Below are 18,581 nucleotides of genomic sequence, written 5' to 3'. Positions count from 1 at the left end.
TCGAGTAGATTCTATAAATAAGATGCCGCTATATATCATTATGTAGAAAATGGTACGCTGCTTCAAAAATGAAGCAGCGTACCATTTATCTGACAGGGAGTGCTGGATCAAAAGCGAACCGATGCGCGTACTCCCATTTCACGACCGCGCGAATGTGATACAGTAATCCGCGGCGGGAAGATCACTGGCGCACCGTTGAGGACATTGCTCAGATAAACGTCGCGAAACGCAAAGGTCGGGCGGTCATTATCAAACAAATTTTCTGCAAAAGCCTCTATCCGGAACGTACCGCTGTCTAATCCTGCGCGCAAATTAACAATTGTGCGGCTTGGCAAAACAGTAAGGTTGGTTGAGTCCATATATTGTTTGCTACGGTACGAGACATCGGTTCGCAAAAAGCCATCAACATTGCTGGACAGCGACTGAGTATAATTGAGCGAACTTGTCAGTTGCCATTTCGCCGCCGCCTGCAAGCGATTACCAGAAACATCGCCATCCGGCGCAAATGACGGGAAAGTAGAGAAACCTGCATTGAGCGCATCTGTATAGGTTGCATCGGTATAGGACACCCCGAAGGTTGCGGTAAGTGGGCGTACCGGCCGCACGACGAATTGTGCTTCAACTCCTTTTGAGGTCGCATTGCCTAAATTACGTGTCACCGCAACTGGCGGAGCTTGAGTGAAATCGAGTATCGGAATCTGAATATTCGACCAATCAATGTAAAAAGCGTTGATATCGGCAGATATGCGTCCATTGAGCCAGCTTCCTTTAACACCCGCTTCATAGGTCCAGTTATATTCCGGATTAAACTGTTCGGTTGGAGCATTGATATCGAAGCCTCCTGCTTTGGCTCCGCGTGCTGCAGAGGCGTAGAACATGAGGTCGTTGGTGGCTTTATACTGAACACCGAAACGAGGTGTCCATGTCGTGAAGCGCAAGCGTTTGTCGATTGCTGCTGATGGACGCCCGATATTGGAAGCGGGTTGAAGTGTGCGTTGATCCTCGCGGCCATAACGCAATTCCGCTCGAAGAGTCAGCCGTGAAGTAACATCAGCCTCAGCGAAACCAAATAGGGCGAAGTTCTCGATCTTTTTAGTGACGGTTTTGTCAAAGTTCACACCGTCGAAAAAAGTGTTCCAGGGGCCGGGTATAGGAAAGGTGGCAACGAAATCAGCTGGCAGCGGTGTAGTGCTGATGCCATCAAAGTTCGGTCTGACCTGCGTGCCAGAGAAATAAAATCCGCCGATGCCGCCGCGGATCGGTGCTTCTTGAGGCGATGTCAGGCGTATTTCCTGGCTATATTCAGTAAACTTTGGTTCACCCTCTTCTCGTAACAACGTCGTTTCAAATGTGTCGATCCCACCAGATGTCGTCCGATAACGGAAAGTATAAGGGATACCGCGCGCCGCATCCGTCAGCGCACGAAGTTTCGTCTTATTATAACCGGTCAGCCATCCAACTTGCCAATCACCGATATTAAGCTTCATATCGAGGAAAGTACGCAATACTTTCCGCTTTTGACCATATGCGTCGGGATGGGAACTGAGTTCAGCCTTCGGCAGCGACGGAATTGTACCACAGAATGTCTGGTTAACGCCGCGAGAGAATTCGCAGTTAGTGGGAACCACCGAGACCGCTGGTGGACTAATCTCGTCTTCCGAATAATAGATGCCACCGACTATTTCAAAGTCAGGGGTCGGGGTCAGGCTCACGACTGACTGAATCGTGTCATAGTCATAGCCGCCAAGATCGGGACCACCAGTGAGGTTTTTGTGGCTACCACCATATTCGCTGTGCGAAGCGGTAACCTTTACCCCCAGCTTGTCCTGAATCAACGGAACGGAAATTGATCCTAACAGGCTGAAACGATCACCTGTTCCATAAACGACTTCGGCGCGGCCAGACAGATCATTAGTCGGACGTTTCGAAATAATGTTGATTGCGCCGGAAAAAGCGTTGCGACCATAGAGGGCGCTTTGCGGTCCCTTTACGACCTCGATCCGTTCTATGTCGGCCTGTGCGAAGTTAAGTGCCTCGCGTGCACCTGTGTAAACGCCATCAATGAGAATTGCGACATTGGGATCCGATCCGAACAGGTCAGTCTGGGTTACTCCGCGAATAACGGGTGTCGGCAAGAATTCACCAATTACCGAGGTGAAGTTGAGCCCGGGCGTCAATCGTGCAACATCGTTCAGATCACTGATACCTTGATTTTCGATACGACTCGAATCAAAGGCGGTGATTGCTAGTGGAACATCGCTAAGGCTTTCCGACTGCTTTCGCGCGGTTACAACGATTTCTGTCGAGGCGAAATCATCGCCTGTAACACCGGCAGTCGTTTCAGTGGCTTGCGCTAATGCCGCTACTGGCAAGCCTGCTACGAGTATGGTTGATAGTTTTAGATAAGTCGAGAATTTCATCTTTGCTCTCCTGTAAATATACAAGCATTTTAGTGCATGTTTATGGCTATAGTTTCTTAAGTGCAGATATTGCGGCCTGTTCTCCCGACTCTAGAGCCCCCTCTAAGCCGGATGCTAATCGTGCAAGGTGATCCCCAGCGAAGTGCAGGCGGTGACCGGTTGTTGATACGGCATGGTTTAACAGTTGCCACTGACCTGCGCCGATATAGTAGAATGCACCACGCGCCATCGGATCACGCTGCCAGCTAAACATGCGTTCAAGTCGAAGCTTTCCTTTTGCGGAAGGGCGTGCATCCTCGATTCTCGCGATTATTGCGGCACCAGCTTCGGTCGGTGATATTCTGTCAATTGCGTCGGCGGCGGGTCCGCTTAACCAGACTTTTAACATTGCAGGGTCGTCCCCTAGGACAAAAACACGGCCGATAAGAGGATCGTCACTCCATATCATTTCCGGTAGACCATCGTGCTTCCAAAATGGTTCACTAGCCGATAGATAGGCAAAGCTGGCATGAGTGTATGGCAAGCTTGAAATTGCTCCTTTCATTGCGTCAGCTGATGTCCCTGAAAGACCGATCGATCGAAGTGCCGAGAAAGGAATAGTGCAGATTGCCTGACGCGCGATCACAGACGATCCATTTGCGAGATTGACGCGCACTTGATCGTTGCTCTCAGTGATGCCGGTGACAAGTTGCCCCAGTCGCACTTCAGTCTTTAATGCAGCCGCCATTGCTTCGGGTAATCGCTGCGATCCGCCGCTAATCACGCTGAGCGAGGCATTGGGACCGGCCGATTGGTAGAACGCAGAGGATCTAGCCGAGTTAAGTACTGAAATGGCGTTTATATTGCTGCTACCCAAATTGGAGCTAATCAAGCGGATTGCTTCGTCACTCGCACCAACGGATTTCAGCGCAGCGCCATAAGGGACGTCGAGTTTCCGGCCAGAGTCCGTCATCCATGCTGCTGGGCCATCTAACTTACCTAACTTTCGGCCAAGCACCGGGCCGAGAGCCATCGGAGGTAGTTGACGTTCAAAGCCCACTAACTGATTTGCCGATGATGATGGCCAGTTTTTTTGAGTAACTGTTTCGCCATTCACGACATATAGAGCTGTTCTGTCAAATTCTCCGCCAGATTCTAGTGTCACGCCAAGTCGCTGGGCAATATCAATCAGGCGCGTGTAATTGCTCCCGATCTGAATACCGCCAGCGTCTGGATGTCCCGGGAGATTATCGAGCGTATATGCACGGCCTCCAATGCGGTTTGATCCTTCGAGAACAACAACCTTGGCGCCCGCCGCTTCGAGCATCGACGCAGCGTTGAGACCACTCAATCCTGCGCCAATCACGACTGCATCGGCTTCGATTGAGCTTTTAGCGCTGGCCGGTGCGTAAGCAATTGCTGCAGCGCCGCCAGCGATGAGTAATTCACGGCGTGTTATCATCTTAATGTTGTCCTTCGGACAAAAATGTTTCGGTTTCACGCGCGGCGCGCTCTTCATCTATTCTTTTCTTGAAAACCGTCCATGTTGTTTCGTTCGGTCGTTGGTCGTCAAGAGGCGGAGCTGCAGAATATTCCGGATAATTTGCGGCGATTTCGTCTTTCAGCAGCTTGGATAGATCATCATAGCTCTTCAGTTTTGCACCCATCGCATTGAAAACAAGCTGACCTTGCCGTCCGCGCATTTTCATCCATGGCATCCAGTCTGAAATGCGAACCCATGAAACGGTCGGATAAGCGGTCGGATACCGTGTATCGAGTAAAGTATCGGCACGGTCGGCGAAGTCGAAAATCTCCATCGCATGATATTTATTACCTACGTAATCCTGATATGCACCAGCTAGCGGATTGGTATAGAAGAGTGGAACTTCGAGCGGCATTAGCACCCATTCACCCATCCGTTTCAACTTCATCGGTGGCTTCGGCTTTCCTTCTGCATCAAGTGGAAAATTTGGTCGCTGGTTCACAGGGTCATTGGCAATATGCATTACCTCGACTGTCTCGTCGGTCCACGGGTTCGTCCATTCACGAATGATTTCGCCGGTTTTAGGGTCTGTGAAAACCATGACTTCACGACTGACCATGCGGAAGCCTTCGCCACGTTTTGGATCACTTACAGGAACACACCGGCGAATATTCATACCCTCGCCATCGAACAGATGGCGATCGGGTTCACCTTGAACGCGCGAATAAATTTTACCGGACCAATGCATAACAGCAGGCTTGTCGCCGATACCACACTGGGTTCGCTTAACGATTTCAAGCGCATCAGCAGCGTTTGCAGGATCAAGAGTACGGGCGTTAGCCGGTATTGCACTAATTCCAAGAGCACAGCTTGCGAGCAACAACGAACGTATCATAAAAACTCCTTAGGGTAGATAAAAGAAAAAATTGTCAGTATTTGCTATTTCGAGTCCATATGGCGCTCATAATAGCTGTCGAGAAATAACATTTGCTTTTTCATGAAATTCGGGATGAATCTTGGATTGGCATCGAGAATATTCATGCCGCTGCCGCCCGGCACCCGAGGGGCTATGGCAGGCAATCCTTCGCCATTCGGATTTCCCGTCTTGGCAAAATTTGTCCAATAAGCAGTCATTAGCGCTGCAACATCACGGTCCTCGCCGGTTACATCATCTTTTGCGGTAACCCGACTTTTTCCAGGTAGTGTACCGAAAATATATGGCACTTCATCGCCGTGGGCAACACCGGGAACAGTGCCGTGAACTGCTTTTGGAAGATAGTCGAAATAATAAAGCCAAGCGGGCTGTCCAATTTTCGCGCTTGCGTTAGTGAGATAATGCGCTGTTCCAAGAAATACTGAATTCGCGAACCAGGCTTGAGCAAGCGCGGCATCATCAAGACCACCGAATGCTGTGCGAGCCGCTTCGACACCGTCGATACCGTATAGAATTGCGCGCGGTGGAACCTGTGGCTTGGCATAGTGGAGAAGACTCGCCTCCCAGCTCGTCGATCCGGCCATGTAAGGAACCGGTGCCTGTTTACCATCTCGGAAAGTCCTTCCGATATCGTCCGGAATGAGCACCCCATCAACAACCGGATTTAGCGAACCGATCAAGGTCTTTTCCTGATAATCAAGCAGATCGGAAACCGGAACTTGGCGCAGCTCATCAAGCGTCATCGGCGTATCGGAGCTACCGAAGTGAGAAGCGACCGCTATGCCTTCGGATTCAAGAGACTTACCAAGCGCACCAGACCGTTCTTGTGAAATGTGACGTGTTGTATTGACTTCAAGTCCACCGCTTTGTGCAATTGCTTTGTGAAACAACCCCCGCGCGCTGGGTGCCGCCATCAGATAATTGACCGCGACGCCGCCTGCTGAAAAGCCGAAGATAGTCACATTGTCGGCATCGCCGCCAAAGGTACTGATATTATTCTTAACCCAGTTAAGTGCGGCAATCTGGTCCATCAGCCCGTAATTAGCACGCGGTCCACCCGCTTGTGCGCGTGACAGCTCGGGGTGGGCAAAGCGACCAAGCAGACCGAGCCGATAGTTGATAGTTACCAGAATGACGTCTTGCTCAACGATTTTGTCACCGTTGTAAATCGGAGATCCACCACCGCCTTGACGAAAACTGCCGCCATGGATCCACACCATGACGGGAAGTGGCTTGATGTGCTGACCACGCGGAACCCAGACATTCAGGTTTAGACAGTCTTCATTTTGCGTCCAGCCCTGCAACGGACCGCGGTTAATTTCCTGCGGACAGATGGGGCCAGGACGCTGTTCATTCCGTACGCCTTTCCATTGCTTAGCCGGTCGCGGTGCTTCCCATCGTTTGGCAGTCGCATAAGGGATGTTCCAATAAACTGTAGCTGTATCCCGGGGCACACCTGATATGCTCCCGTCAGCTATTGTGATGATTGCATTTTTTGATTTGGAAGGTGCAGCTTGTGAAGAGGGAGCGACGAATAGGAATATGGCGATCAGCAGCGTACGGATGAGCATGGGAGCCGCCGAGATATGGTCGAGGGTATTTAAGGAAAAGGTCAGGACCCCGGATTTGTCCGCCGCTTTTGGTCTATTGATTCTCATATAGATTCCCCTCAACATCATTATATAATTCCCGATCTTCATGCCATGCGTGCCGCCGGTTGCCCTGATTTGACTGGACAAATTTAGGGATAATTGCAATGATCGAACTAAGCCGTTTTCGCGGCCAGCCATGGCAGCGGAAATTCATACGTGAGCGGCCAAGAAAATGCGTGAGATACCATATTATGGCATTTCACGAAGAGAGGCTGTTGATAAGCTATGGTGCTAATCGCACTGCTATTGTGAAGGATATTGGGGAATGAGCATTCCTCCGTCGACCACGCATCAGACGAACCACATATCAGTTCATCCAACTCTACTACTTTACGTCATATCACCATTGGTACTGCTGGCACTTCCGCTTGCATTGTTCCGGGTAACAATGGGCCATGATTCCAGCTTGATCTTGTCGCTATTCTTTTGGAGCGCGACGGTAATGGTTGGCTGGCTATCGGCTGCATTAGGAAGCGCGTTGGTCTATCGGGCATGTGCAAGATGGCGGCCACCGCTATGGATTATTACGCTTGCTGGACCGATTATCGCTGCATTATTGTTGCACGGACCGATTGCCGAAATCCTCTCTCTTTCAGGCAGCTTTCAAGTTATGGGTTCCGGTTTGGGACAATCTGTTCCTTTGCGTCTTGAATGGCAATCGCTTGATCGTTTCTTTCTCAATTTGACACCAGGGACTATAACTTGGGTTGCGCTTAATTATATATTCGATCGAGTGATGGGAGTTCCGCGTTATCGTTACGGCATGCTGAAAAAGGACATGGCTGAGGGATCTAAAAATGAGCGACCCGCACAAACGACACCATTGCTTTTGGAGCGCGTCACACCATCGGAACGCGGCGATCTTTTTGCCATAAGGGCAGAGGACCATTATGTTCGTGTGTATACCGATGTGGGTGAGGATTTGACTTTGTTGCGTTTATCCGATGCCATTAAAATGACCCACCCTGTAGCTGGAATGCAGATCCATCGTTCAATCTGGGTTGCTAACGCAGCGATCAAAAAATTCCGCCGATCCGGACATGGGGGAGTGGTTCAGTTAATGAATGGAATCGAGTTACCGGTTAGCCGCTCCTATCGTCCATCATTTGAGAAACACATACGTTCGCTTGGGCTGGCTGTATGAAAGTGTAATTCGCCCGATCACTTAACTATCTCATAACGCTCGCTAAAAATAGTTTTACCGAAGTCGCCGCATGAGGTCTGCCATGAAAAGAGGAAATGCTGTAATATATGGTGGTTTTTGCAGCGCTAGGACAGATTAGCTTCAAGTTTTCATATTCACTCTAGCCTGAAATTGAACACACCTCGAAAACAGCCTCTGGAAAAAACTCAAATCATCCGGGCATAAATCACAATATACTGATGCCTCATAGTCAGGATATTCTAAGTTATATGTTATCTCATTTTCAATTTTTCGGCTTCATTGCATAAGACATTTCACTAAATAAATCGCCGATTTCCTCTTTCGGGTTCCGGCCTTTGATACTGACGATTATTGCAGCGAGCATGCTGAATATAAATCCGGGAATAATCTCGTAAATCCAGCTCGAGAGAGATTCTCCTGCAATGGTCACGGGCGCATATAACCAGAATAGCACAGTGACTGCACCGACGATCATACCGGCCAGGGCGCCGTCGCGTGTTATTCCCTTCCAATAGAGGCTCAGCAATATGATAGGGCCAAATGCGGCGCCAAATCCTGCCCATGCATTACTGACGAGAGAAAGTATGTTACTGTTACGGTCAAATGCCAATCCGATCGCAACCAAGGAAACCGCGAGAACGGACAGTCGACCGACCAGTACCAATTCCTTTTGCGATGCAGATTTTCGGACAAATATCTTGTAAAAATCTTCGGTAAGTGAGCTGGAAGATACAAGCAATTGCGAAGAAATGGTGCTCATTATCGCTGCAAGAATGGCTGCTAACAAGAAACCTGACAAAAGCGGATGAAACAGAATTTGGGAAAGTACAATGAATATCGTTTCAGGATCTTCAAGGTTGGTTCCTGTAGATGTTACATAAGCCAGCCCCAATAGTCCTACCAATACTGCCCCGATCACGGTTACAATCATCCACGTCATGCCTATCCATCTGGCAGTGGCAATATCTTTTAATGAACGTATAGCCATAAAACGAACGATGATATGAGGTTGCCCAAAATATCCCAACCCCCAGGCAAGGCTGGATATGATACCTAGTGCTGTAACACCTTCAAACCATGTCAGTGCATCCATATTTGCCAAATTGATTGAGTCTTGGGCAGGGGACCAGCCGCCCAGAACTTGCATCGTAACAACGGGCACCATTATTAGTGCCAGAAACATTATGCAGCCCTGTACAAAATCAGTCAGGCTTACCGCAAGAAACCCACCGAAAAGCGTATAAGCGATTACGACACCAGCTGTAATAAACAGCCCTAACTCGTAATTCAGGCCAAATGATGCCTCAAACAGTTTTCCGCCTGCGACGATGCCAGCAGAAGTATAAAGCGTGAAAAATATAACGATAACCAACGATGAAATAATTCGCAGAGAGTGCGATTTGTCTTGAAAACGCTTTTCAAAATAGTCGGGAATAGTGATCGCATCGTCCGCCATCTCGGTAAATACCCGAAGTCGGGGGGCAACGAGTAGATAGTTGAAATACGCACCGATAACGAGCCCAACAGCTATCCACGCTGCGCCAAGGCCAGAAAGATAAACCGCGCCGGGCAGGCCCATTAGCATCCATCCGCTCATATCCGACGCACCCGCCGATAGCGCTCCTACAGCCGGATGCAAATTGCGTCCCCCCAGCATATATTCCGAGACATTGCTGGTTGACTTGCGCCAAGCATATATTCCTATGGCCATCATCAAAACAAAATAGCCAGCAAGCGAGATCAGTTCTTCAGAATTCATATATGTATATGCCCCGTCCCATTATCGGTTTTCATTTTCCAATTCTGTCGCAGGAAAATTAATTGCGTGTGTGCCTATTACTATGTGCCTGATATTGGTAGACCGACAATAATAATTCCGTTCGTTTGCGTCTCGAATACGATAAATATTGTTCATATGTTCCGGACAGATCGGATCGACCATGGTGGACATGTACGTAGTGCTTGTGGCAGAAGCTTTTGGCAACGCACTTCTCATATATTCTAATTCAGGAAGCAATGTTTCTGTCAAACCGGCCTTTTACTCTTAACGAATTTTCGCATTCTCAATGCACTTAGTAGTCAAAACAGATATGTCAACACGCACTGATTTTATCGTATTCTATAAGGTTTTAAAGGTTTGACCACTTAATTATTGCACATAGTGATCTATGTACCTACCTGCATACATTATCAAGAAGGGCTTTGAATGGAACACAAGAAAACAATCGTTGTCAAAGTAGGCTCCAGCCTGCTTGCTAATACGGAACGGCTGACACCGCGATGGGCTTTCATGCACCACTTGATGGAAGATATCGCCCGTTTGCGTGAAAGCGGAGCTAAAGTTATATTATGTTCCTCCGGATCGGTCGCACTGGGTTTAAATACAATAGGAGAGCGGCCGGAGACCGCTGGATTGCGTGATAAGCAAGCCGCAGCCGCTTGCGGTATGCCGTTGCTGTTAAATGCTTATAAGCAGGTTGCGCATGAATATAGTTTTGAAATTGCACAAGTGCTTGTCACGTTGCGCGACCTTGAAGACCGTAACCGGTTTTTGAACACAAAAAACACAGTCGACCGTTTGCTTGACGCTAATATCATGCCGATCATCAATGAAAATGATACTATTACAACAGAGGAGATCCGCGTCGGTGACAATGACCGGCTATCGGCAAAGGTCGCCCAGATGGTACAGGCTGATGAACTGGTAATTCTAACGCAGGTTGAAGGCCTGTTTGATAAGGATCCGGCTGATCCCAGTGCTGTATTGGTTGAAGAAGTTACTGATGTGTCTCCATATCTTGCGGTTACCGAAGGAGTAAGCAGTCTGGGTTCTGGTGGAATGCTTACCAAAATTCAGGCCGCACACATGGCTCAGAATGCTGGCTGTGATACTCGGATCGCAGACGGAGAGATCGAAAGGCCCGTTACGTCTGTGCTGAATGGCGAACGCCGCCACACAAAAGTCTTTGCTGATAAACAGCCAGCATCCGCCTGGGCAAACTGGCTCACAGATCGGTTACAAATGGCAGGAAGTATTGTTATCAAGGCTGCAGCGGCTACTGCGTTAGAGGACGGTCCGCAAAATATAGGCCGGGAAGATGTGATCTCGATACAGGGGCCTTATGTCAAAGGTGACGTTATTCATGTATATGATGAATCTGGCAAAGAATTAGCAAGAGCGTTGACGAATTTTTCATCGGATGAGACCATGGCCTTGGCACGCAATGTCGAAATTTCAGCATTACAATTGCTGGGATATAAAACCGGTGGCACTTTAATTACCGACAAGAATATGATTGTTCTTAGCGATCGGCATCTTCAGTGGGATTTGCCTGATGGTAACGATATGACAGAAGTTGCATCCTCGGGTTGAATTTCACCAATTTCTAGTATGGGAGCGGATTCGAGGCGGTTAGCGTCCATCATGGTAGCGATTCGCTGAACGGACGATATCAACAGATTTTGCTCCCAATCTTTCAATCGGGAAAATGAAACCAGAAAATCTTCTTGCAACATCTCTGGGGCATTTTTGACACATTCGCGCCCTTTGTCTGTTAGCACTATCTCCACTGAACGGCGATCGTCTTCGCTTTTTACGCGCGTTACCATCTCCGATTTTTCTAACCTATCCACGATTGAAGTTACGGTTGCATGGGACAGGTGAACCGATTTTGCGATGATCGATGGCTTCGCCCGCCCGTCTTTTTCCAGTGCTTTTAGTAGCAAAAGTTGTGGTGTCGTCTGACCAGTTTCCTTTTTTAGTTTCTTGGAATGTAAATCGATTGCACGGCTAATCTGGCGCAAAGCGACTAATAGCGCATCGGAATTTGTCACTGCTGTCCTCGATAACAATTAAAATTTTTCAGCATAGACGAAGTGCAATCTGTTTCCGGGCAAGCTGCACAACCCGTTCGATCAGCCCGCCCAGAACATATTTATGAAAGCAATGATACATTACCACCCGCTGCCGTCGTATCAATACATACATGTCGCTCAACTATACACCGGTTGGAAAACTCTGCTTCGACAATAAGCGGGATTAACGTACCATCGCGTTCAGAAAGAGCCTTGCGTATCGAGCGAATATCATCGGTTTCGCTCCAGCATACGACTGCGTCTACTCCTCTTAGACTGGATAGAAATTCACGCGGCATAAATCCGTCGAGCGCCATTTCTTCAGTGTTTTCATTGGTAATGTCAGGGACACAGATCAATGGTTCACAACCTTGTTGGCGCACTATTTCTGCCTGTTTTACTGCATCTTGGGGAGATGGTCCCAAGCACAATATTTTTCCTCGCGCATAAGTAAATAGTTCATTCGACTCACCGGTTGGTCCGGGCATAACTTCGCAACTTAGCGGTTTTGCATCAGGATCGGGCAGGGCATCTAGAGCCGATTGAACTGCTTTCTGTTCCAAGTCTTTGCCACATGTTACTGGTGTAACCGGCCGGGGGCTTTCATAAAAGCGTGGTAAATAGTGCGGCCCTCCTGCTTTAGGGCCAGTGCCTGAAAGACCTTCGCCACCAAAAGGTTGGGAGCCAACCACGGCGCCAACTTGATTGCGATTAACATAAATGTTCCCGATTTTCATGGCGGCACTCAATGTATCGATGCGCCGTTCAATTCTGGTCTGCAAACCAAATGTCAAACCGTAGCCACGGTTATTGATATCGCTGACAATTTGGTCGAGTTCATCATTATCAAAAGTCGCAACGTGCAAAACAGGGCCAAATATTTCTTCTTTGAGATCATTAATCCCATCAACCTTTATTACCGCTGGCCCGACAAAATAGCCTTCATCAGGACAATCGAGTTGTATGATTAGACGGCCATCTTTTTTTGCAGCAGCTATATGGCCACTAATCTTGTCGTGAGCAGCCTGATCGATCACCGGTCCGATATCGGTAGAGAGCCACCACGGATCGCCAATTTCCAGTGCTTGCATTGCGCCATGAAGCATTTTGAGAAACGGCTCGGCAATATCTTTCTGTAAATATAACACCCGCAATGCAGAACAACGCTGTCCGGCAGACTGAAATGCGGAGGTGACTATATCTCGAACGGATTGTTCCGGTAGGGCAGTGGAATCTACGATCATGCAGTTTAGCCCGCCGGTTTCAGCGATAAAAAGAGAATCAGGCTGGCCGTTTTCAACCACATTTCGGTTTATGGTTTGTGCCGTGTTGATTGAACCGGTGAAGCAGACTCCTTGTATTCGGGCATCTCCACTGATCACAGCGCCCACCGTTCTGCCCGCACCTGGAAGTAATTGTAAGGACGGTAAAGGCACGCCGGCTTCATGCAGCAAATTGGTTGCCAGAGCAGCTATAAGGGGGGTCGGGTCAGCAGGCTTAGCCAAGACCGCATTGCCAGCTGCCAGAGCTGCCGCGATTTGACCGGTAAATATTGCCAGCGGAAAATTCCATGGCGAGATACAGCTAATCGTTCCGCGCGGCTTATTCTCAGGCATTTTTTCTGCTTCTTTGGCATAATACCGCAGAAAATCGACGGCTTCGCGTAATTCTGCAATTGTATCAAACTGCGTCTTTCCAGCTTCACGTGCCAGCAATGCAAAAATCTCACCATGATGCTGTTCATACAGGTCGGCTGCTTTGCGAAGAACCTCGGCCCGTTCGGTGGCAGGAGCGTTCCAAATGCGCGCCTCCTCGATGGCGCCACGGGCTTGTTTTTCGTCTGCTTCAATGACTTCTCCAACCTGAATGTCTTTTCGTGCAGGGTTGAATATTTTATGGGCGGATCCGCTAGTGACTGGGCGCACAGTGATAGGAGAAGAGCGCCACAGCTTTTCTGCAAAAGGCGCACGTTCCGCTACATAGTCATTCAGATCGGTACGGTTGGCTAAATCCCAACCGCGTGAATTCAAGCGTTCGGGCTGATATAAATCAGCAGGCTTTAATATTTTGGACTGGCTCGCTTTCTGGTCAGCCTCCAGTGTTTCAAAGGGATCGGTAGCTATTGATTCAGCGGTAACCGCGTGATTTGCCAACTGGTTTACAAAAGAAGAGTTCGCACCGTTTTCTAGCAGGCGACGAACAAGATAGGCTAGTAATTCTCGGTGTTTTCCGACTGGTGCATAAATTCGCGATCGTACTTTTTCATTGCGAAGTAGAGCGCCATGCAATGTTTCACCCATGCCATGCAGACGCTGAAATTCAAAATCCTGCTTGTTACCGGCCATTTCCAGAATGGCTGCAACGCTGTGGGCATTATGTGTAGCAAACTGCGAATAAATACGATCAGTCATGTTTAAAAGCTGCGACGCACAGCAGATATAGCTGATATCGGTTGCTGATTTTGTCGTAAATACAGAAAAGTCGGGAACGCCGTCCATTTGTGCGCGCTTGATTTCGCTGTCCCAATACGCACCTTTAACCAGACGCACCATGATTTTCCTGTCCAGCTGTGTTGCGAGTGCATAAAGCCAATCGAGAACAGGGCTGGCCCGCTTACCAAAGGCTTGCACGACTACGCCAAAGCCATCCCATCCTGTAAGGCGCGGATCGCTTAGCACCATTTCAATCATATCGAGTGACAGGCCAAGCCGATAAGCCTCTTCGGCATCTATATTCAGACCGATATTGGCATCGCGGGCCGCGCGCGCCAGTTCACCCACGCGCTCTGCGAGAGCGGGAACCGCTTTTGCCTGCTGGCTCATTTCATAACGAGGGTAAAGAGCCGATAACTTAATTGAAAGACCCGGATTCTCACGCAAATCTTCAGAAGTAGCAACTTTTGCAATTTCTTTTATTGCGTCGGAATACGCTTCAAAATATTCATCTGCCCCTTCAAATGTAATTGCCGCCTCTCCTAGCATATCATAGGAATAGGTCGCTCCTTTGGCTCTCCATTTTTCAGCCCGTTTAAGTGCCTGCTGCATATCCTCGCCCAGCACAAATTGATTACCCAGTTCTTTCATGGCCTGCCGCACGGCTACCCTGATTACTGGCTCTCCCAAACGTTTTATCGCTCCGCGTAAAGCATCCAATGGTCCACGACTTTCAGGTTGATGAATCACGCTGCGTGTCATCTCAAGAGCATAAGTGGATGCATTGACGAGCGAGCTATCCGATTGGCCAATATGCTCACGCCAGTTGGACGGGCCAATTTTGTCTTCAATCAGATCATCAATTGTCTCGTTGTCCGGAACGCGAAGAAGCGCTTCCGCCAAGGTCATAAGGGCCAGCCCTTCATCAGTGGAAAGGCCATATTGGCCAAGGAAGCTCTCGGTTAAAGTGGGGCCTGACGCACGGCGTACATCCTGAACCACCTGAACAGCACGTTCTTGAATCCTCTCACGCATTTGTTTGTTTGGCGCAAAATTCGATGTCAGGTACTGAATAATCTCAGCTTCATCAGCCCGGTGATACTCACGAATTTTTTCCCGGTAATCAAATAATGTGCTCATTGGTATATAACCCTTGTAAAATCGTGGATAAACATCCTTTCAACTGCCCGCGTTGCTATGGCGATACCAACGTTGATAGGACATATACTACTCACAGGGAATAGAAGCGTTGCGTGAAAATATTAACGAAGCTCTTCACCAGACTATGCAAAGGGTAACTTCTTATGGTGCGCTACAATCGTTTGTCACGCACCAGCCGAGTTTATGATAACTTGTAAACTTGGACAATGCGATCGTGTCTTTGCCTCTACCTGTGATGAGAGCGAGCGCAGTCACCAACAGTTTTCGAGAATCTGCCGCGCGCGTGGAGCCGATATAGAATATGATGGTTTCACTAAACTGGCCCTCTCTTGGAGCGGTTGATTTGGTCCTTGCTATAAGCACTCTAATCTCAGATGAACTCGTTGAAGATATTATAAGACATTCAAGGAGCGTAATATGGGACAGTTAAAAGAAATCAGCTTTGATAATCTTCGCCCACCCTGTCCCTGGATGGATGAGAGCCACGCGCTCTGGCGGGATAGCGTGAGACATTTTGTCGATCATGAGATCATTCCGCATGTCGAGGAATGGGAGGCGGCAGGTCGAATTTCGAGAGAAGTTTACACCAAAGCCTCCGAAGCCGGGTTGCTCGGTTTGGGATATCCGGAATCGATCGGTGGAGCTGGTGAGGAAACCGATGCCTTTCACGCTATCATAACCAGTGAAGAATTGTCTCGCGCAGGAGCAGGCGGCATTTCCGCAGCATTAATGATTCATGGTATTGGTTTGCCTCCGATCATGGCACTGGGGAGCGACGCCATGAAAAAGGAAATTGCGCCTTCAGTTTTGGCAGGTAAAAAGCAGATCAGCCTTGGTATTACCGAACCATCAGGCGGTTCAGATGTTGCTAAAATCAGGACCAAGGCAGTGCGGGACGGAAATGGCTGGAGGGTCAACGGTTCGAAGACTTTCATTACCGGCGGCATGACATCGCAATGGCTAACTACGGCGGTTCGCACCGGAGATGAAGGCACGGGTGGCATTTCGTTATTGCTGATTGATTTGGAAAGTGATGGGGTCAGCCGCACTCAATTACCAAAGATGGGCTGGTGGAGCAGTGATACGGCAACAATCCACTTTGATGACGTTTTGGTTCCAGCCGAGAATCTGATCGGTGTAGAAAATCAAGGATTCTATGGCATTATGGCCAATTTTAATGGCGAACGCCTCGGCATGGCGGCACAGGCGACCGCATATGCTAGAGTGTGCATTGAAGATGCTGTAGGCTGGGCCCAGGAGCGCCAGACATTTGGCAAACGGTTGGCAGACCACCAAGTCATCCGGCATAAGTTGGCCAGCATGGCGCAACGCGTTTGGGCAACTACCACATTTCTAGACAATTGTGCATGGCGTGTGATGAATGGAGAAAGCCCGGTTGCAGAGCTGGCTATGCTGAAAGTGCAGGCCACAGAGACTATGGAATATTGCGCCCGAGAGGCGATGCAAATTCTTGGCGGGGCAGGTTTCATTCGTGGACATCGTGTAGAACGTATATATCGCGAAGTACGCGTAATGGCGATTGGCGGCGGCTCAGAAGAAATTATGCGCGACCTTGCCGCACGCCAAATGGGTTTTTGAACTTGTGCAAGCGGTATCAGCTTATCTAATAAAATAGCTCTATGTGAACCCAGAGATGGAGTTCTGGTAACATATCTTCATCAAGCCTCAGCTTGAAGCTGATCGACTGCAAACGCCGTAATTGATTTGTAATCAGCTTTACCATTAGCAGCGCGGTTCAGATCGTCTTTGAAGAATATCCGTTTGGGAGATTTATAGGCTGCCAACTTATTACGAACAAATGTTTTTAGATTTGCCTCATCCGTCTCGCCATCTAAAGATACGACGGCGGTTACTGCCGAACCCCACTTCTCATCCGGTAGGCCAATTACAAGGGCGTCTTTGACATTGCTGTGTTCTTTAAGTGCTTCTTCGACTTCTTCAGGAAAGACTTTCTCGCCCGCTGTATTAATGCAGTTCGAACCCCTTCCAATAAGAGTCAGTGTGCCGTCGCTTTCAACTGTACACCAGTCTCCGGGTATCGCGTAACGAGCGCCGTTTATAACCCTGAATGTAGAATCGGTTTTAGCCTTATCTTTGTAATATCCGAGTGGAACAGCCCCGCCTCGAGCGATGAAACCGCGCTCGCCTGAACCAGGCTGGACTTCGCGGTCATCCTCGGTAAAGACTTTGCAATTGCCGCCAATCTGAAACTTGGACGTTTGCGACACACCTTCTGCTGTTGTCACAGAGGCACCAAACCCTATGGCCTCCGATGCGCCAAAACTGTCCATCAAAGCGACCTGTGGCATGTGGCGGATCAGACCCTTTTTAACTTCCATTGACCACATCACGCCAGATGAAACTATGGCCTGCATTGAGCTTACATCATATTTCTCGGGATTTTCGTCCAGTTCGAGCAGCAAGGGCTTGGCAAATGCATCTCCTACAATAGCCATTTTGGTCACGCCTCTATTCTGCACAGTGGTCCAGATTTCTTCGACGTCGAGAGACTTGTTGTTCTGAAGTGTTACTACACAACCGCCATTTACCATCGTCCCCAGAGCAGTAAAAAAACCTGTGCCATGCATGAGTGGGCATGCCGGGATTTGACGCGCAAGACGGCCAGTTTCTAGCGCTGAGGATATATGGTCAGCCATGGTTTCAGGAACGGGCAAGCCACTTTCTGCTAATGCTTCCAAGCCCGCTTCGTGCCAAACTGCCTGGGTCCACATGACACCTTTTGGCATCCCGGTTGTGCCCCCGGTATAAAGAAAAAACATATCGTCGCCGGACCGTTCGATATTAAGTGGTGAACCGTCACCTTCACTCACCAAATCCTCATAGTTCACAGCCCAATTTGGTGTTTCGTCAGCCTCGCCAATCTCGATCCAGATTTTTACCTTGGGTAGGCGCGGGCGCACCCGAGCCACATTGTCTCTAAATTCAGCGTCGTAAAAAACTACAGCAGAGTCTGAGTTATCGAAGATGTAGTAAAGCTCATCATCAAGGTAGCGGTAATTGACATTTACAGGGACCAACCGTGCTTTGAAACAAGCTGCCACTCCCTCCATATATTCCGGTTGATTCCGCAAATAGAAGCCAGCTTTGTCGCCATAATCGACTCCGCGTTCGAGCAAAGCGCGCGCCATTCTATTGGACCTTATGGTCATTTCCGGCCACGATATTACGCGATCGCCATGGATAAGCGCGAGGTCATCCGAGCCAAGCGCCAAACCAAGTTCATCCAAAATATTGCCAAGATTCCAATCCATTACACCCTCCTAACTGACTTTGTCAGATTATGAGAATCTTGTGACTGATGTGCTGACACAAGACAAGACCTAATCAGAATTATACTGAGAGATTAGGCTATCTATTTAAAAGCAATTAATTCGGATTCCGGCGTTCAATAATATAACTTTTGATAATGACCTCGAAATGGGGAAATGCGAGCGTTTCAGGCTTTTCACATATAATAG

The 18,581-nt window shown here is 48.7% G+C and carries 11 protein-coding genes; 3 read left to right on the top strand and 8 right to left on the bottom strand.

The genetic code is table 11. From position 1 onward, the window contains the following. Window positions 1–107: 107 nt before the first annotated feature. Genes AB1K62_RS05800 through AB1K62_RS05785 form a run of 4 tightly spaced genes read right to left on the bottom strand, consistent with a single transcriptional unit; the run spans window position 108 to window position 6,474 of the window. Entirely contained in the window at window positions 108–2,420 is a 2,313-nt protein-coding gene (locus AB1K62_RS05800; RefSeq protein ID WP_367001988.1) for a TonB-dependent receptor, read from the bottom strand. Window positions 2,421–2,466: 46 nt separating this feature from the next. After that, a complete protein-coding gene (locus tag AB1K62_RS05795; protein ID WP_367001987.1) occupies window positions 2,467–3,861 on the bottom strand; it encodes an FAD-dependent oxidoreductase in 1,395 nt (464 codons plus the stop codon). Between the two features lies 1 nt (window position 3,862). Then, on the bottom strand, window positions 3,863–4,777 hold the full coding sequence (locus AB1K62_RS05790) for a DUF1838 family protein (protein ID WP_367001985.1): 915 nt from the start codon (window positions 4,775–4,777) through the stop codon (window positions 3,863–3,865). A 44-nt stretch (window positions 4,778–4,821) separates the two neighbouring features. Then, a complete protein-coding gene (locus tag AB1K62_RS05785; RefSeq protein ID WP_367001984.1) occupies window positions 4,822–6,474 on the bottom strand; it encodes a carboxylesterase family protein in 1,653 nt (550 codons plus the stop codon). 259 nt (window positions 6,475–6,733) lie between these two features. Here AB1K62_RS05785 and AB1K62_RS05780 point away from each other — a divergent pair, with 259 nt between their 5' ends. Further along, window positions 6,734–7,612: a LytTR family DNA-binding domain-containing protein gene (locus AB1K62_RS05780; RefSeq protein WP_367001983.1), complete on the top strand. Its 879-nt coding sequence runs from the start codon at window positions 6,734–6,736 to the stop codon at window positions 7,610–7,612. A 283-nt stretch (window positions 7,613–7,895) separates the two neighbouring features. Here AB1K62_RS05780 and putP read toward each other — a convergent pair whose 3' ends face one another. Then, window positions 7,896–9,392: a sodium/proline symporter PutP gene (putP, locus tag AB1K62_RS05775; protein ID WP_367001981.1), complete on the bottom strand. Its 1,497-nt coding sequence runs from the start codon at window positions 9,390–9,392 to the stop codon at window positions 7,896–7,898. Between the two features lie 447 nt (window positions 9,393–9,839). Between putP and proB the strand changes: the two genes are divergently transcribed. Beyond that, window positions 9,840–11,006, top strand: a complete 1,167-nt coding sequence (proB, locus tag AB1K62_RS05770; RefSeq protein WP_367001979.1) for a glutamate 5-kinase — start codon at window positions 9,840–9,842, stop codon at window positions 11,004–11,006. Here the strand turns inward: proB and AB1K62_RS05765 are convergent. Together AB1K62_RS05765 and putA are read right to left on the bottom strand one after the other, a co-directional pair. Continuing rightward, on the bottom strand, window positions 10,952–11,467 hold the full coding sequence (locus tag AB1K62_RS05765; protein ID WP_367001977.1) for a MarR family transcriptional regulator: 516 nt from the start codon (window positions 11,465–11,467) through the stop codon (window positions 10,952–10,954). The two genes, proB and AB1K62_RS05765, sit on opposite strands and share 55 nt — an antisense overlap. Before the next feature lie 101 nt (window positions 11,468–11,568). Next, entirely contained in the window at window positions 11,569–15,060 is a 3,492-nt protein-coding gene (putA, locus tag AB1K62_RS05760; RefSeq protein ID WP_367001976.1) for a bifunctional proline dehydrogenase/L-glutamate gamma-semialdehyde dehydrogenase PutA, read from the bottom strand. Between the two features lie 438 nt (window positions 15,061–15,498). Between putA and AB1K62_RS05755 the strand changes: the two genes are divergently transcribed. Continuing rightward, a complete protein-coding gene (locus AB1K62_RS05755) occupies window positions 15,499–16,680 on the top strand; it encodes an acyl-CoA dehydrogenase family protein (protein ID WP_367001974.1) in 1,182 nt (393 codons plus the stop codon). Window positions 16,681–16,760: 80 nt separating this feature from the next. Here the strand turns inward: AB1K62_RS05755 and AB1K62_RS05750 are convergent, their stop codons facing one another. Next, a complete protein-coding gene (locus AB1K62_RS05750) occupies window positions 16,761–18,374 on the bottom strand; it encodes an acyl-CoA synthetase (protein WP_367001973.1) in 1,614 nt (537 codons plus the stop codon). Window positions 18,375–18,581: the final 207 nt, after the last annotated feature.

Origin of the sequence: Parasphingorhabdus sp. JC815 (genome assembly GCF_040717415.1) — a bacterium.
Classification (GTDB): Bacteria; Pseudomonadota; Alphaproteobacteria; order Sphingomonadales; family Sphingomonadaceae; genus Parasphingorhabdus.
The sequence above is the reverse complement of the archived record's forward strand: the minus strand, read 5'-3'. Positions and strand labels throughout refer to the sequence as shown.

Excerpts from the sequence above, each read along its gene's own strand:
- AB1K62_RS05800 (WP_367001988.1), bottom strand. The coding sequence starts at position 2,420 with ATGAAATTCTCGACTTATCTAAAACTATCAACCATACTCGTAGCAGGC.
- AB1K62_RS05795 (WP_367001987.1), bottom strand. The coding sequence starts at position 3,861 with ATGATAACACGCCGTGAATTACTCATCGCTGGCGGCGCTGCAGCAATT.
- AB1K62_RS05790 (WP_367001985.1), bottom strand. The coding sequence starts at position 4,777 with ATGATACGTTCGTTGTTGCTCGCAAGCTGTGCTCTTGGAATTAGTGCA.
- AB1K62_RS05785 (WP_367001984.1), bottom strand. The coding sequence starts at position 6,474 with ATGAGAATCAATAGACCAAAAGCGGCGGACAAATCCGGGGTCCTGACC.
- AB1K62_RS05780 (WP_367001983.1), top strand. The coding sequence starts at position 6,734 with ATGAGCATTCCTCCGTCGACCACGCATCAGACGAACCACATATCAGTT.
- putP (WP_367001981.1), bottom strand. The coding sequence starts at position 9,392 with ATGAATTCTGAAGAACTGATCTCGCTTGCTGGCTATTTTGTTTTGATG.
- proB (WP_367001979.1), top strand. The coding sequence starts at position 9,840 with ATGGAACACAAGAAAACAATCGTTGTCAAAGTAGGCTCCAGCCTGCTT.
- putA (WP_367001976.1), bottom strand. The coding sequence starts at position 15,060 with ATGAGCACATTATTTGATTACCGGGAAAAAATTCGTGAGTATCACCGG.
- AB1K62_RS05755 (WP_367001974.1), top strand. The coding sequence starts at position 15,499 with ATGGGACAGTTAAAAGAAATCAGCTTTGATAATCTTCGCCCACCCTGT.
- AB1K62_RS05750 (WP_367001973.1), bottom strand. The coding sequence starts at position 18,374 with ATGGATTGGAATCTTGGCAATATTTTGGATGAACTTGGTTTGGCGCTT.